The organism is Streptomyces sp. 7N604, from assembly GCF_052245475.1.
In the GTDB taxonomy this organism is placed as follows: Bacteria; Actinomycetota; Actinomycetes; order Streptomycetales; family Streptomycetaceae; genus Streptomyces.
Genome location: NZ_JBQQBX010000015.1, coordinates 160,867 through 175,825 on the forward strand (window position 1 = coordinate 160,867; position 14,959 = coordinate 175,825).

A 14,959-nucleotide genomic window follows, 5' to 3' on the forward strand; every position below is an offset into this window, starting at 1 on the left:
CGGGCCACGGGGTCACGGGGGCACGGAGTTACGGAGCCACCCAGTCCCCCAGTCACCCAGTCACCGAGACCGGTGACGGCGCCTCCGCCAGCGTCCGTTGCCCGCCGGAATCGGTCACGACCAGCCGTGGCAGGTAGGGCCCTTGGCGATCGTAGACGTGGGTGGTCGTCGGCCTGTCGGTCCGCAGGTGGGTCCCGTCACCGAAATACCAGTCGTAGCGGTGTCCGGCGCCCGTCTCCCCGTCGTGCCTGTCCACAGCGAATCGGACCACGGATCCGACCGGCTGCGAGTCCCCGGTGACCGTGAACGACACCCGGTGCCCGTGCGACGGAAGGCCGAACCAGTCGCGCACGCGCGGGTTGAGCAGGAAGCTGTCGGCGTACTGCCGTGCGCCGCGGACATCCGGATGCCCCACCGACGCGGTCAGGCACTGCACCGGCGTCTTGCTGAGCTCCGGGCAGGCGAACTTGCGCAGTGGGTACTGCGCATCGGTCAGCGGGTTCCCCCACACCGTGGACTGCGGGGCGTGGAACGCACTGTCCAGCGTGAACAGACCGTCGGCCGCCACCGCGTAAGGACCGTCGGGGGAGGCGCGGTTGGCGGCCTCGGCTGCCGCGCGGTAGGCCTCGCCCGCAAGCTGCGTGAACTGCTCGTACCGCTCCTCCGCTTTGCCAAGCGCGCCCTTGCACGTGGCCCGCTGTGCGCCACGGAGCCCAGGAGCCGCGCACCACGTCGCCGGGAGCGGGGAGCTCTTGCGGCTCAAGGCGTAGTAGAAGTCCGCCACGATCACCTTGGGGTGGCCGGGAAGGGAGTGCGCCTTCTCGATGGCCTCCCTGATGCCGCGCCCTCCGTACCCGACCTTGGCGCCGCTGAAGTAGGGGACGTCCTTGGCCGGGTTCTCGGGGGCCGCACCGACGCCCTCGCACTCGCGCCCCACGGCCCGGGGCACGCTCTCCGACCCCGGCGTCACGCCGGCGCCGATGCCGAAGAAGGGGTCCATGTCGTTGATGCACCCGTTGAGGATCACCAGGTCGAGACCGTATCCGCCGGACCGTGCCTGCGCTCCGGCCCGTTCGAGCTGGCAGAACACGTCCGGCATCTGCTGTGTGACCTCCCCGAACTCCATCTCGCCGTCGCCGTCCGGGTCCTGCTTCTCCGTGCGCTCCAGGCAGGCGGCGTCCTCGTTGCCGGGCGGGAGGTCCGGCGCGTCGAGCACCGCGCCGGAGATGGCGTAGTCGACGTGCTGATGCCCGCGCCCGGTCTCCCGGCCGAGGAGTTCGCCGGTGAGGTACGGGAACTTCTGGTCGTGGTCGAGCCCCTGGCCCCACACCACCGAGTCGCCGACGGACGCCACACGCACCGGGTCGCAGCCCCGGCCGATCCGGTCCCGCCAGGGCTTGCCGAAGTCACCGGGCGCGCCGCCCGCGGCGGTAGGCAGCACGCGCGCGTCCACCGTCAATGCGGCGTCCGACGGGACCTCCTCGGCGGGAATGCTGAACTCCGCGACGGCAACCGAGCGGGCCATCACGACCGTTCCCCCGGCCAGACGGCCGCCGCCACCGGTCCGGACCCGCCACTCGACCTCCGCTCCGGCCCTGGCGCCCGCCGGGTGGTAGACCTGCACGCGCGCGTGCACCGTACGGGAACACGACGGGTTCGGGGTCAGGTCCACGTCGAGGATCAGGGGGTACGCCGTCCCCGAGGAATCCCGGGCGGCAGCGGTGCCCGGTAGCGCGGCCAGGCTCGTCAGCAGCAGCGTTCCCAGCAGGCCCGCGATCAGTGCTGCCCGCGGCCCGGTCCTCAACCCTGTCCTGGGCCCTGTCCCCGGCCCCTTCCTCGGCCCCTTCCTCGGCTCCTTCCTCGGCCCTGTCCGCGGCCCCTTCCGCAGCCATCCCCGCCGTGCCGTCCGCGGCTTGCGCGCTGTAAGCCCCCATAACAATCTCGCCGATCGCATCAAACAGTGCCCCTCTCCGATCGGTCAGGTCAGAACAGGCAGCGGACGCCACAAAGTTGACACCCGCTCACGTAATTCGGTCCAGACTGGCAGGGCTGCTCCGGACTCAAAAGACGGCCGGACGTGATCACGGTCACTTACTGCCGGTAGCCGTTTCCTCATGCTGTGTCAGCGACTGAAGGGGACGGACCTGCTCACGCCCGCCAACCGCTCCACGCCGGATGCCGGGGGTCGTCCACCCGTACGACGACGTCGGCGGCCTCCCCCGGCCCCACCTCGTCCTCGTAGCGCGCGAACGCGGGCAGCGTCCACCGCTCGCCCTCCTCCGTGCGGCGGGCGAGCGCGGCGGGCGTCAGCATCAGGTGCACCGACAGATCCAGCGGGAACCAGCGCCCGAGGAGCAGGGCCCCGTGCAGGATCAGCACGCCGCCGGGCGGCAGTTCGGCGTAAGGGCTGCGCGTGGCACGGTCGGTGCCGGGGTCCCACAGGTCGGGCAGGATGCGGCCGCTGCCGCCCGGCTCCAGCGGATTGAAGACCTCCCGCCACAGCGCGCCCGTGTCGAGCCAGGCGTCGTAGTACGCGTCCGGGTCCTCCCGCCCGTACTCGTAGCGCAGCGAAGCGGGACGCAGGAAGCCGTCCGCCGCCACGGTCCTGACCGGCCGCCCGAGCACACGCAGGGCTTCGGCCAGCCGCTCCGCAGGCTCCTTGGGGCGGGCCGCCGGTGCGCCGTCGATCGCGACGCGCAGCCACGGGCCACCGTCGGAGGCCTTCAGCTCGGCGATCCGGTCCGCGAGCGCGCCGGTCAGCCGTTCCCAGGAGATCGCTTCGAGCCGCACGCCTCCCATCATGCCCCGAAGGCCCGAACCGGCAGCGGCCCCCCGGCCCCCGCCTCCGCTCCCGGCCCCCCCGAAAGCTCAGCAGCGCGGCACCGGCTTGCTGTACGTCGTATTGCTGGCGTTGGACACGTAGTAGTCGGAGACCCAGCGCCCGGTGTCGAGCTTGTCCCACACCTTCGTTCCGCTCACCGCCGAGCCGCTCGCCTGGCAGACCACCCAGGCCAGCGCGCCGCCGGGCAGCGTGCCCGCGGTCGCGTACGAGGTGCCGGGACCAGTGCGCTGGTTGACCCCGCCGGCCGCCGTCACCTGGTAGGGGTACGTGCAGCGGGGCAGGGGCGCGCTGTAGCCGGTGTTCGAGGGGGTGCTCACGTAGTAGTCGGAGACGTACGTGCCGTCGGAGAGCTTGTCCCAGACGGAGGTCGTACCGACCTTGGAGCCGGGCGCCTGGCATACCGCCTTGACCGGCGATCCGGGCGCGAGGGACCGCACGACGCCGTACGACGTGGACGGCCCGCTGCGCGCCGAGAGGGCAGTGGAGCTGGTCACCTTGTACGTGTACGCGACGGTGGCAACGGGCGCGTCCAGCCGGTCGTTGTCGATATTGATCTTCACGCCGCCGTACGTCTCGTCGTGGCTGTTGGTGTACTGCTTGGCCCGCTGGTGCACGGCCCACTTGGAGTTCGCGATGTTCGCCCAGCCGGTCAGCGATGAGCTGCCGTCGTAGCGGGCGATCCAGAGCGCGTCGGGCCGGGCGTAGGCGGTCGAGTTGTAGACGTCGGAGAGGTCCTTCGCGCCGAGGTTGAGGTTCATGTAGACGCCGGAGACGTACCCGCGGGCGTGCAGCTCCTTGGTCCAGGCGGAGAGGTACTTGAGGACCGCGGTACGGCAGGTGGTGTCGGTCCGCGAGTAGGGCTCGATGTCATTGTAGAAGGCACTGCCGGGGAGGAGGCCGAGCGCCTTGGCCTTGGCGATGGCGTCGGTGGCCGCCGCCTTGCCCTCGGCGGCCGCGCCCGCGGGGGTGATCTTCGCGTCCTGGGGCCGCGCGCCGCAGGGCGGCTGAAGACCCTTGTAGATGGGCAGCAGCCGCCATCCGAGCTTGGTCACTTCGGTGACCCAACTCGCGGTCAGCTGGGGCTGGGCGCAGGTGCGGTTGACACCGCCGAAGTAGATCCCGACGGCGCGGTACGGCGAGGCGCTCCATGCCTTCATCGCGGCGAGGGTGGGTGCGGTGCAGGCGTCGAAGGCGAGGCCGGAGTAGCGGGTCGCGGTCGCGCCGGGGGGATAGCCGATGGGGGTGGCGGGCTCGGCGGAGGCCCGCGGCGCGAGGACGACGAGCGTCAGGGCGGTACTGGTGACGGCGGCGACGAGCAGGCTGAGGCGAGATCTGATGCGTCCGATACCTCTGACGCCGATGGTGAGGCGGGTCCGGAACATGACGACCCCCGGGGAGTCGGCCGAGTCCCGTTCCCAGGGGCGTCTGGACGCCAGGACTCCAGGACGCCAGGACGCATCGAAACGAACTCTCAGCACTTTTCAACTTGTGTCATGTTTTTCCACCCGTATGGTGTTCCGAGTCAAGGGGTGTTGGGGCAAAGGTTTGACTCAGAGGCAGCCATGCCATGGATGGGGAAAGGGCATGCCCCCTTGCCGACCCCCCAACACCCGTACGAGAACCCGTACGAGAATCCGTACGCGAACCGCGAGACCCCCACGTGACAGGAGCAGCGCAGCATGCCCACCCCCCTGATCGCCCTGTCCGACGACGTACGGGAAGCGCTCGCGGGCCACCGTCCTGTCGTGGCCCTGGAGTCGACGATCATCGCCCACGGACTTCCGCGGCCCCGCAATCTGCGCGTGGCGGAGGAGTTGGAGGGCATCGTCCGCGCCGCCGGCGCCGTACCGGCCACCATCGCGGTCCTCGACGGCCGGGCCCATGTAGGCCTCAACAAGACCCAGCTGGAGCGGATCGCCGACGACCGCTCGCTGCGCAAGCTGGGCCACCGCGACCTCGCCCCGGCACTGGCGACGGGCGCGAGCGGGGCGACGACCGTATCCGGTACGGCCTTCCTGGCGGCCCGCGCCGGGATCCGGGTCTTCGCGACGGGCGGCCTGGGCGGCGTACACCGCGAGTGGACGACGACGCAGGACGAGTCCGCGGACCTCGGGCTCCTCGCCCGTACGCGCATCACGGTCGTCTGCGCGGGCGTGAAGTCGATCCTCGACGTGCCCGCGACGCTGCAGCGCCTGGAGACACTGGGGGTGGGGGTGGTGGGCTACCGGACGGATCACTTCCCCGGCTTCTACGTGAGCAGTTCGGGGGAGCCGGTGGACTGGACGGTGCGGGAGCCGGAGGAAGTCGCGGCGATCATGCGGGCCCAGGACGGACTGGGCGGCCCGGAGTCGCGTACGGAACCGGGTACGGGATCGAGTACCGACTCGTGTACGGAACCGGGTACGAGATCGGGTACGGAGTCGGCGCTGATCGTGGCGAACCCGGTCCCGGAGCAGGATCAGCTGAACCCGGAACTCCACGACCGCGTACTGGAGGAGGCTCTTACGGCGTGCGCCCGGGAGGGCGTCACGGGTCAGGCGGTGACCCCCTTCCTCCTGGACTACCTGGTGCGGCATACGGGCGGTGCGTCTCTGGAGGCGAACCTGGCGGCGGTACGCGGCAACGTCCGCCTGGCGGCGCAGATCGCCGCGGCGTGGTCCCGGTCCGAGTGAGGGGCGGGGCTGGGTGACGGGCGGGACTGGGGCTGGGGCTTGGGCCCCGGCTGGGGCAGGGGCCGGGCCCGCCGGCGGCCTGCTGGTCATCGGAGACGTGGTGACGGACATCGTCGCCCGCCACGCCACTCCCCTCGCCGCAGCGACGGACACCGCCGCGGAGATCTCGATCCTGCCGGGCGGCGCGGGCGCGAACGTGGCGTGCTGGGCGGCGCACGCGGGCGTGGGCGGGGGCACGGACAGCGGCAAGGGGACGGGCAGGGGTCAAGGGGCGGACCCCGGCGCGGGCGCGGACCTGCGTGCGGTGGACGTACGCCTCCTGGCGTGCGTCGGCCCGGACTCCGCGGAGTGGCACGAGGAAGCCCTCGTCCGCTCGGGTGTCCGCCCGATCCTGCGGGTGGACCCGGAGGCTCATACCGCCAAGGTCATCTCGCTGGTGGACGCCACCGCCGAACGCACCCTCCTCACCGACAGCGGCGCGGCCCTCCGCCTCACCCCCGACGACTGGTCCGACGACCTCCTGGAGGGCGTCGCCCATCTCCACCTGTCGGGCTACCTGTTCTTCGCGGACTCGTCCCGCGCCCACGCGCGCGTGGCCATGAAGGCGGCCCGAGCGCACAGCATCCCCGTGAGCGTGGACCCGGCATCAGCGGGCTTCATCGAACGCCTCGGAGTCGACCTCTTCCTGCAATCCATCGCAGGAGCGGACCTCCTCACCCCCAACCTCGCCGAGGCCCAGCTGCTGACCGGTCTCTCGGAACCGGCGGACATGGCCCTGAAGTTGAGTCACGACTTCTCACTCGTAGCTCTGACACTGGGCGCCGATGGAGCCCTGCTCGCCGCGGAGGGACAGCTCCTCGCGTGCGTACCGGCCCCGCCCGCCACCCCCGTGGACACCACAGGCGCGGGCGATGCCTTCACCGGAACTCTGCTCGCGGCCCGCCTCTCCGGTGCCACGCCTGTCGCGTCGGCCAGGACGGCATGCCAGGCCGCCTCACGGTCAACCACCTACGCGGGCGCCCGCCCATACCAGCCCAGTGCCCGTGTGCCCCCGATGGACTGAGTCCACCGTCCGACGTCATGAACGCCGGACGGACGGCCTTCGCCACGGACCCGACGGGTGTAACCGTGGGGCTGTGGCAGGGGAAGGACCGCATCGGCTCCACGGTGGTCAACGAGCCGGGCCGTCCGTTGGCGGCACTGCGGGACCCGCAAGGCGCTGCTTTCAGCGTCTGGGCGTTCAACGGGGCCACAACATAAGCCGCTTGGTCCGCCCGTATGCACTTTCCGCCCCCTCACCGGGGGAAGCCGGAGCGGGCCGCCCACTGGATGAGCTCCTTCCGCGCCGCGGCACGCAGTTCCGCCGAGGGGGCCGCCGTACCGTCACTTACCAGCGCGAAATGGAGGTCACCTGAGCCGGACGGCGGTGCGGAGAGCAGTAGGCGCCGGGCGTTCGGGGAGCCACCCGTGTCCCCGATGGCGCTGCCGGCCCCGGCTTCCGGGGCGGCCGCGATGGGGTGATCGGCGGTGTGACCGTGGGCGGTGTAGGGCGGCTGACCGGTGGCCGTACCGAGGTCGGATACGACGGTGGTGGCGGCCGGGTCCCAGCCGCGCGGCAGGTGCAGTTCGGTGGGTGCGTTCGCCGTGCCGTCACCGCCGGAGCGCCAGACCAGCATGCCGTACTGGCCGCTGCCGACGAGCCGGGCGACGTTCGGCAGGTCGCCGGGTATGCGGTCCCACGTCAGCGTCTTCCCGCCGTCGCGGGACCGGTCCTCGTACGTGAACGCGAGGGTGCGGCCCGCCACCGCGCTCGGATAGAGGCGGTCGATCAGCCGCGCGTCCTGGCGCAGGACGGGCTCGCCCGAGTCGCCGAGTTCGACCGAGGAGAGATCCTCGTCGTTCCAGGCATCGGCCTCGGTGAGGACTTTGTCGGGGTTGTCGTTCATCACCTCGTGGTGACGGCCGCTGTAGATGTCCCAATGCCACTGGGTGGAGGACAGTACGGGCCCGGAGCGGGCCGTCTGTTTCCACCAATTCCGGCCGGACAGACGGGATTCGAGGGCTTGGTACATCGCTTTGAGAACGGTCGGCGCCTTGTCGGCGACGTTGCCGCTGAGCGGGTGCCCGAATTCACTGACGACGGCCGGGGTGTCCGTCGCGGAGGAACGCTCGCGCACCGCGCCGAAGTCTCCGGAATACTGGCCGTCCTGAGCCTTGCCCGGCATGAAGATTCCGGAGATCGCCTTCTGGTCGTAGAAGTGCGTGTTGAAGACATACCGCGGACCGAGCTTCCCGCCGGTGTCGGACAGACCGCCCTCCTGCCGCGCGAAGTCCAGGTTGGAGTTCCAGAACAGATTCGGCTCCACGAAGGCCGGCTTGTCCCGCCACCCCGCGGCATCCATGCGGGAGCGGAACCGCTCGTAGAAGGGCCACAGCACGTCCCGCTCCCACGAGCGGCTGTCCTGGCCGTCGTCGTATGTGCCCGCGTACGGCTCGTTGTACGGGTCGAAGCCTACGACGCGGGCGAATTGGTCGGCGGTGAGGTGCTGCGCGACGTAGGTCATCGCCTTCTGCGCTGTGTCCAGAAACGCATCCTGAACGCCGAAGCTACCGGCATCCGTGGCCAGAACGCGGTTGTGCCAGAAGTCGCGGCTCGCGTCCATGACGGGCTTGTTCTGGGTGATGTTCTGGCCCCAGTGGAAGCAGATCCCGCAGAACTCCTTGCCGTAACCTCCCGCTTTCACAACCCACTTGGGGGCGCCGTCGCCGGTGTACCAGCTGTCCTTGTTGAAGAGATGGCGAGAGAAGAGGTCCTGGTGAAAGTCAGGAAAGACCCGCAGCCCGGCGTCGAGGAAAACCTGCATCTGCTCGGTCGCCCTGGCCAGATAGGCGTCATCGACCCGGCCGGGCTCGGGTTGGGCGTGCGCCCAGGACAACAGAAACCGTACGGCGTTCCCACCGGCCAGATTCCGCAGCGCCCGTGCCGACGTGCGGGCATCGTCCGTACTGGCGAAGGGCAGCCCGCCGTTCTCCTCCAGCTTGGCCTCGCCGGACACGTTGAACCCGCGCAGGACGACCTCGCGACCGTACCCGTCGACGAACCGCGTGCCCTGCACGGACACCTCGCCCGCAGCCCGGGTGTCGAACCACAGGGGGCCTGCGGCGGCGTGGGCGGAGGCGGGGCGGGAGCCGGCAGCGGAAGCGAAGGCGCCGGAGCCGGAATCGGAGGCGGCGCCCGCTGGAGCCCCGTAAGCCCCGGCCGCTGCCAGGAGCCCCAGGACTACCCCGAATATTTGGCTCCGCCCGGACCTGCGCGTGCCTGCGTTCACCATGCCCCACACGGTCACCGAAAGCTGACGAGTCGTCAAGTAAACGAGGGACGGGTGGACGCCCAGCCGGGGGCCGACTACTGCTTGCCATTGACCGGAGCCAAGAAGGTACAGGGGGTAAAAACTTCTCATGACGGATCGCCCCCTGCTCCTCCTCGACGTCGACGGCCCGCTCAACCCGTACGGCGCCCGGCTGCGCCGCCCCCGCGGCTACACCACCCACCGCCTCCACCCCGCCAACTGGTCGGCCCGCCAGACCCCGGGCTCCCGCCGCCACCGCCGCGGCCTCCGCGTCCGCCTCAACCCCGCCCACGGCCCGCGCCTGACCGCCCTCCCGTACGAACTCGCGTGGGCCACCACCTGGATGCACCAGGCGAACGAGATGATCGCCCCGGTCCTCGGTCTCCCCAGCGACCTCCCGGTGATCGAATGGCCCGAGCTCTTCACCAGGGACCCCGACGGCCTGTACTGGAAAACCCGCCACGTCCTGAAGTGGGCCGCCGGCCGCCCCTTCGCCTGGGTCGACGACCTGATCACCCACCGCGACACCACCCATGTATCCACCCACCACGACGCCCCGGCCCTGCTGATCCAGATCAACCCGCGCCGCGGCCTGCGCGAGGGGGACTTCGCGACGCTGGAGCGGTGGGCGGCGCGGCTGTGAGCCGAGCCGGCGCAGGGCGGCAGTTGGGAGCAAGCGCGGCCCGCGGCTGCTCGCGCCCCTGCGCACAGGCTTTTGAAGCGCGCCTGCAAGGGCGAAGACACGCTCACCGCGTCTTCCAGAGCCCAGTCAACTCTTTGGCGAAATCGCCGAGATGGGCACGGGGTCGCCGAAGGCGAAATGAGACAACGCCGCACGGGCTGCGTATCGCCTCACAACGAAAGCTGAACGTCCACGGATGTTGGTTGAGGAGGACTGCCGGTGGGAGTCAACGACACCGAAACCCAGCGAGCTCCTGATCCGAGTCATGATGCCGGGCGCGCGATCATGGACTCCTTCCAGGACGTGCTGGACGCCTTGGACGCCGCGCGCGCCCGGCTCCACGAGGACGACGTGGAGGAGGGCCGGGCCGAGAGCCCGCCCCCGTCCGGTCGCCCCCGCCGCGAGCCGGTCAGGGGCACCGTCATCAATCGCCCGTCCCCGTCCCCGTTCTCGCCTCCGCCCCCGATCCCTCTCCGGCGACCGCAACCGGTGGAGCGCGGCCCCGAGAACACGGATCTCTTCCGCCCAAGGAAGATGCGAGCAGCGCCGGACCGTCCGCACGCCGCCCCGTTCCCCCAGGCAGCAGAGCCGGCGTGGCCGGACGTCGAACGCCCGGCAGTCGCTCCGCCGCCCGTGACCGACCGGCGGCCGGTGGCCGACCCACCGCCCGTGAGCGACCGGCGGCCCGTGACCGATCCGCGCCCGGACGCCGACCGGTGGGGCACTGCCCACCAAGCCCCCGACCAGCCCCCGGAGGCGTCACCCCCGCGCTCGGGCTCGCACGCGAGAACCAGAGGCCGAGGGCGCCGGCGCCTCATGGACAGGCGGAGCACACGTGTCGCCGGGGTGTTCGGGGCGGGCGCCGTGAGCGGGTTCATCCTCGCCTCTGCGCTGCTGGGCAACGACCGCCCCACCCTGCCCGTCTCGTCCACACCCATCGCGCAGCCGGACAGACCGCTGTCCGACGACCCGGGCCCGTCAGTCCCCGAGAGCCCCCAACTGGGCAACCCCCAACTGGGCGGAGGTGTCCTGCGCCGGGGCGACAGCGGCCATGGAGTGTACGAACTGCAGGTACGTCTGCTCCAGGTCCCGAACATCTACGGCGACCGCAATATCGACGGCCTCTACGACATCGAGGTCCAGGAGGCCGTGGCCAGATTCCAGGAGTGGTACGGCATCCGCGGCGACGAGAGAGGCGTCTACGGCGACAACACCCGCCAAGACTTGGAATCGCGCACCAAGTAGTCAGCGACAGCCGGCCGGTGCGGGTGTGGCCAACTCCGCCCAGACGGTCTTTCCCGGCGCGCCCTCGCGGGCAGTGACAGCCCAACGGGTGGCGAGCTGCGAGACGAGGAACAGGCCACGACCCGAGTCGGCGTCAGAAGGCGGTGCCTCGGGGAGGTGTCTGGGGATCGGCTTCTCTGCGCGGGTGTCACTCACCTCGATCCGCATGGCGGACGAGGTGAGCGTGAGCCGGAGACCGAAGTCCCGGCCGGGGACGCGCCCGTGGCGGACCGCGTTGGCGACAAGCTCGGCGGCGATCAGCGTCATGGTGCCGTTGGCGTCGGACGCGTACGGGTAGCCCCACTCGTCGAGCCGATGGGACACCATGCGCCGGGCGAGGCGAGCACCCCGCGGGGTGGAGGTGAACCGCATGGTGAACTCGCGTTCGGGCCCGCCGGAGTCCGGTGTGATGGCGGGTTGGCGAGTGCGCTCGGATAGGGGGCTTTCAGTCGTCATGAGAATGAGCCTGTCGGCCCCAGTCCTGCTCTGACCAGCAAAGACGCGGGTACGGAAAGCCGCTGTACGGGCGCGATCGGTGCGCTGTAGGAGCTGTGGGCCACGACCGAACCGCCGGGCGACGTTGACCCAGTCGGCGTCAGCGGACGCGTGACGGCTCCTGCGCGGGAGCCGGCCATAAGCGATGTCGGCGTCAATACCGCTTGCCTTCCCGTGACTCCCGCGCGGAGTCCGCCGTAGCAGCCGGGCCGTCCCTCAGCCCCGGGCTCTCACCTGGGGCAAGCACCTGTTGCCCACCGCATGCAGGCCGGGGATCTTGGGGGGCGTAGGTTGGCGGCATGGTGGAGGGGGCGAAGACCACGACGGGCTTCCCGTTAGCGGGTGAGCGGGCAGCGGGGCGGCGCGCCCCTCGAAGGGCCAAGGCGACCCAGGGCGGACTGGCTCGTTTGTCGTTGCTGATGGCGCTGGGCACGGTGGTGTCCCGGGCGACGGGGCTGATCCGTCAAGTGCTGCAGGCCGCGGTATTGGGCACAGGGCTGCTGGCCAGTACGTACAACACGGCGAATACCGTGCCGACGAGCCTGTACACCCTGCTGATCGGCGGAGCGCTCAATGCCGTGCTCGTGCCTCAGTTAGTACGGGCCAGGTCGACGCAGCCCGACGGAGGGCGGGCCTACGAGCAGCGGCTGGTGACGCTCGTGTTGTGCGTCCTGGGTGTGGGGACGGCGCTGGCGGTGTGGGTGGCCCCGCAGATCGTCGGCTTGTACATGCGCGATACTCCAGAAGGCCACGAGGCGTTCGAGCTGACCGTGATGTTCGCCCGGTTCCTGCTGCCGCAGATCTTCTTCTACGGCCTGTTCAGCATCCTTGGCCAGGTGCTGAACGCTCGCGAGAAGTTCGGCGCGATGATGTGGACTCCGGTGCTGAACAACCTCGTGCTGATCGGCATGTTCGGCGCGTACCTGGGGCTGATGACGATCCCGGACCGGGTGGAAGACATCACCGCGACGCAGGTGCGGCTCCTGGGGCTCGGCACCACGACTGGGATTGCCCTCCAGGCCCTCGCTCTGATCCCGTTCGTGCGCGCTGCCGGCTTCCGGTTCCGGCCGCGGTTCGACTGGCGGGGAACCGGCCTGGGCAAGAGCGTCCATGCCGCGAAGTGGACCTTGTTGTTCGTCCTGGCCAATCAGGTCGCCCTGACCGTGGTCACCAACTACGCCAACGCTGCTGATCAGGAACTGCCGCAGGCCGGTGCCGGCTACTCGGCCTACACGTACGCGCAGACCATCTGGATGCTGCCGCAGTCGATCGTCACTGTCTCTCTGGTGACCGCGCTGCTGCCGCGCATGAGCAAGGCAGCTGCCGAGGGCCGGCTCCCGGATCTGCGCGCAGATCTCTCGCGGGCCTTGCGGATCACCGGCGTCGTCATCGTGCCCGCCGGATTCCTCTTCCTCGCCCTGGGGCCGCAGATCTCGACGCTGCTGTTCGCCCACGGCGCGGCGGACACCGCTTCCGCCGAGCCTCTCGGGCACATGCTGCAGGCGTTCGGCCTCGGGCTGATTCCCTTCTCCGCCCAGTACCTGCTCCTGCGCGGTTTCTACGCCTTCGATGACACCCGAACCCCGTTCTTCATGGCTGCCTGGATCGCCGGGGTGAACATCGCGCTGGCCACGGTCTGCCACGTGCTGCTGCCCGCGCGCTGGGCGGTGACCGGTATGGCAGCTGCATACACCCTGTCCTATCTGGCCGGGCTCGCCCTGACCGCATGGCTGCTGCGCAAGAAGCTCGGCGGCCATCTCGACGACGGAGGGCTGCGCCGCACCTACGCGAAGCTACTGTTTGCCGCCGGTCTCGCTGCGGGGCTGGGCTGGGCTGCCGCTCGTGCTTGTGCCACCACGCTGCACACCGGCACGCTCCCCACCGCGCTCACTCTTGCCGCGGGAACGGTCGCGATGGCGCTGGGGTACCTCGTGCTTGCCCGGCTGATGGGGGTCAGCGAGCTGCGCAGCCTTCCCGGCTTGAGGTAAGAACGCGCACCGAGCGGCTCGGTGCACGCTCATCGCGAGTCTCCCTTACCGGGGGCACGGTGGACAACGCTCGGTCGGGGTCGTCAAGGCGTCGCAGTCGACTTCCAGTGCCTCGCACTCTCCTCGGTGAGCGATTCCACATAAGGCAGCCCGAACAGATGGTTTTCGGCCGACCAGAGGTACGTGACCTTCGCCCCGCGCCTAGCCTGGCTCGCACGGCCCGGTGGACACGGATGGTCGCCGTACGCGCACGATGCGTGCGTTGTACGGGCTGTCGGCCGTGACCGGCGCAGACGAATGACCGTTGGGCCTGGGCTTGTTGATTCGGATTGGGGCCGTGGGCACCGGAGGTGGCGGGGCATGACAGGAGCGGCGGGACGGCCGGAGCTGCCGGACCGGGACGACTCAGGGGCGGGGTTCCTGCAGTGCTTCGGCAAGCAGATGAAACTGCTCCGGGAGCAGGCAGGGCTGACGCAGGCGGAGCTGGGCTCGCGGCTCGGCTATGGGGAAGACCAGGTCGCATCAGTTGAGCAGGGGCGGCGGATCCCGAAGCCGCAGATGATCGACAAGGCGGACGAGGTACTTGGCGCGGGCGGGGTCCTGCGGGCGATGAAGGATGCGGTCGCGCGGGCACGGTATCCGGGGTTCTTCAGGGATGCGGCGCGGCTGGAAGCGGATGCGGTGGAACTCCATGTCTATGCCAGCCAGGCCGTGCCGGGCCTGCTGCAGACGGAGGAGTACGCGCGGGCCGTCTTCGCCATGTGGCGTCCGCTGCTGGACGAGGACACCATCGAGCAGCGGGTCTTGGCCCGAATGGCCCGCCAGGAAATCTTCTCCCGGTGGCCCGCTCCTCTGATGAGCTTCGTGATCGAGGAAGCGGTGTTGCAACGGCCGATCGGCGGTCGGAGGGTTCTGCGTGGGCAGCTGGAACAGATCCTGTTGATCGGCCAAAAGCGCAACGTAGAGATCCAAGTGATGCCGACCGATCGTGAAGACCATGCCGGACTAGGTGGCCCGTTGACGTTGATCGAGACAACAGGACAGCAGAGGATCGCTTACATGGAAGTGCAGGACATCAGCCGCCTGCTTACAGAACGGAAGCCGGTCCGGGAAGCTGAGGCGCGATACGGGATCATCCGAGCCCAGGCCCTCACTCCACGGGAATCGCTGTCCTACATCGAGAAGTTGCTGGGAGCAGTATGAGCGTCGAAGAGTCCGCCCAAGTCAAGCCTGAACTGGCCTGGTTCAAGAGCAGCTACAGCAGCGGGGCAGGCGGCGAGTGCGTCGAGGTCGCCACCTGCCCCGGAACGGTCCACGTGCGCGACTCCAAGGATATGGCGAGTCCAATACTCTCGTTCGCCCTTGAAGAGTGGGCAGCATTCATAGAGTTCGCCGCGCGGGACTGAACCGCTGACACGACGGCGCCCGTCACCGGAGGAATCCGGTGACGGGCGCCGCCGTACGCCACGCCCCCGTGGGGGGCGCGGATAGCCAGGCGCTCAGCCCATGGAGCGCCCGCCTTCGCCTTCGGCTGCCGTACTCGGAGGGGCTCTCCATTTTCTGGATTAGTTCCGGGTTTCGGACATTCCTCCATTTTCTTGACTTACTCCAGAAAACGCCTACATTCGATGGGGAGGCCCAGCCCC

At 69.9% G+C, this 14,959-nt stretch carries 13 protein-coding genes; 8 read left to right on the forward strand and 5 right to left on the reverse strand.

The genetic code is table 11. The features are described 5' to 3' along the window. Positions 1-52: 52 nt before the first annotated feature. The 3 genes from ACTWP8_RS18385 to ACTWP8_RS18395 all read right to left on the reverse strand — a co-directional run bounded on the left by ACTWP8_RS18385 (position 53) and on the right by ACTWP8_RS18395 (position 4,224). Entirely contained in the window at positions 53-1,804 is a 1,752-nt protein-coding gene (locus tag ACTWP8_RS18385) for a PKD domain-containing protein (protein WP_443323211.1), read from the reverse strand. A gap of 344 nt (positions 1,805-2,148) precedes the next feature. Then, a complete protein-coding gene (locus ACTWP8_RS18390) occupies positions 2,149-2,790 on the reverse strand; it encodes a uridine kinase (protein WP_443323212.1) in 642 nt (213 codons plus the stop codon). A gap of 78 nt (positions 2,791-2,868) precedes the next feature. After that, positions 2,869-4,224, reverse strand: coding sequence for a glycoside hydrolase domain-containing protein (locus ACTWP8_RS18395; RefSeq protein WP_443323213.1), 1,356 nt, complete (start codon positions 4,222-4,224; stop codon positions 2,869-2,871). A gap of 297 nt (positions 4,225-4,521) precedes the next feature. Between ACTWP8_RS18395 and ACTWP8_RS18400 the strand changes: the two genes are divergently transcribed. Genes ACTWP8_RS18400 through ACTWP8_RS18410 form a run of 3 tightly spaced genes read left to right on the forward strand, consistent with a single transcriptional unit; the run spans position 4,522 to position 6,774 of the window. After that, entirely contained in the window at positions 4,522-5,514 is a 993-nt protein-coding gene (locus tag ACTWP8_RS18400; RefSeq protein ID WP_443323214.1) for a pseudouridine-5'-phosphate glycosidase, read from the forward strand. A 13-nt stretch (positions 5,515-5,527) separates the two neighbouring features. Continuing rightward, the gene (locus tag ACTWP8_RS18405) at positions 5,528-6,577 is read left to right on the forward strand and encodes a carbohydrate kinase family protein (RefSeq protein WP_443323215.1); all 1,050 of its coding nucleotides are present in this window, start codon (positions 5,528-5,530) and stop codon (positions 6,575-6,577) included. Positions 6,578-6,594: 17 nt separating this feature from the next. Then, a complete protein-coding gene (locus ACTWP8_RS18410) occupies positions 6,595-6,774 on the forward strand; it encodes a hypothetical protein (protein WP_443323216.1) in 180 nt (59 codons plus the stop codon). A 35-nt stretch (positions 6,775-6,809) separates the two neighbouring features. On the opposite strand, the gene ACTWP8_RS18415 is transcribed toward ACTWP8_RS18410, so the two are convergent. Further along, the gene (locus ACTWP8_RS18415; protein ID WP_443323217.1) at positions 6,810-8,846 is read right to left on the reverse strand and encodes a cellulase family glycosylhydrolase; all 2,037 of its coding nucleotides are present in this window, start codon (positions 8,844-8,846) and stop codon (positions 6,810-6,812) included. A gap of 127 nt (positions 8,847-8,973) precedes the next feature. Here ACTWP8_RS18415 and ACTWP8_RS18420 point away from each other — a divergent pair, with 127 nt between their 5' ends. Both ACTWP8_RS18420 and ACTWP8_RS18425 read left to right on the forward strand, forming a co-directional pair. Beyond that, positions 8,974-9,507 (forward strand): HAD domain-containing protein, encoded by a 534-nt coding sequence (locus tag ACTWP8_RS18420; protein WP_443323218.1) that lies wholly within the window; start codon positions 8,974-8,976, stop codon positions 9,505-9,507. Between the two features lie 903 nt (positions 9,508-10,410). Next, positions 10,411-10,791 (forward strand): peptidoglycan-binding domain-containing protein, encoded by a 381-nt coding sequence (locus ACTWP8_RS18425; protein ID WP_443323219.1) that lies wholly within the window; start codon positions 10,411-10,413, stop codon positions 10,789-10,791. Here ACTWP8_RS18425 and ACTWP8_RS18430 read toward each other — a convergent pair whose 3' ends face one another. Next, positions 10,792-11,286 (reverse strand): ATP-binding protein, encoded by a 495-nt coding sequence (locus tag ACTWP8_RS18430; RefSeq protein ID WP_443323220.1) that lies wholly within the window; start codon positions 11,284-11,286, stop codon positions 10,792-10,794. It lies immediately after the preceding gene. 338 nt (positions 11,287-11,624) lie between these two features. On the opposite strand from ACTWP8_RS18430, the gene murJ reads away from it, so the two are divergent. From murJ to ACTWP8_RS18445, 3 genes are all read left to right on the forward strand, one after another. Next, a complete protein-coding gene (gene murJ, locus ACTWP8_RS18435) occupies positions 11,625-13,313 on the forward strand; it encodes a murein biosynthesis integral membrane protein MurJ (protein WP_443323221.1) in 1,689 nt (562 codons plus the stop codon). Between the two features lie 360 nt (positions 13,314-13,673). Then, on the forward strand, positions 13,674-14,516 hold the full coding sequence (locus ACTWP8_RS18440; protein ID WP_443323222.1) for a helix-turn-helix domain-containing protein: 843 nt from the start codon (positions 13,674-13,676) through the stop codon (positions 14,514-14,516). Then, a complete protein-coding gene (locus ACTWP8_RS18445) occupies positions 14,513-14,719 on the forward strand; it encodes a DUF397 domain-containing protein (protein ID WP_443323223.1) in 207 nt (68 codons plus the stop codon). The genes ACTWP8_RS18440 and ACTWP8_RS18445 overlap by 4 nt, the downstream gene beginning before the upstream one ends. The last annotated feature ends 240 nt before the right edge of the window (positions 14,720-14,959 follow it).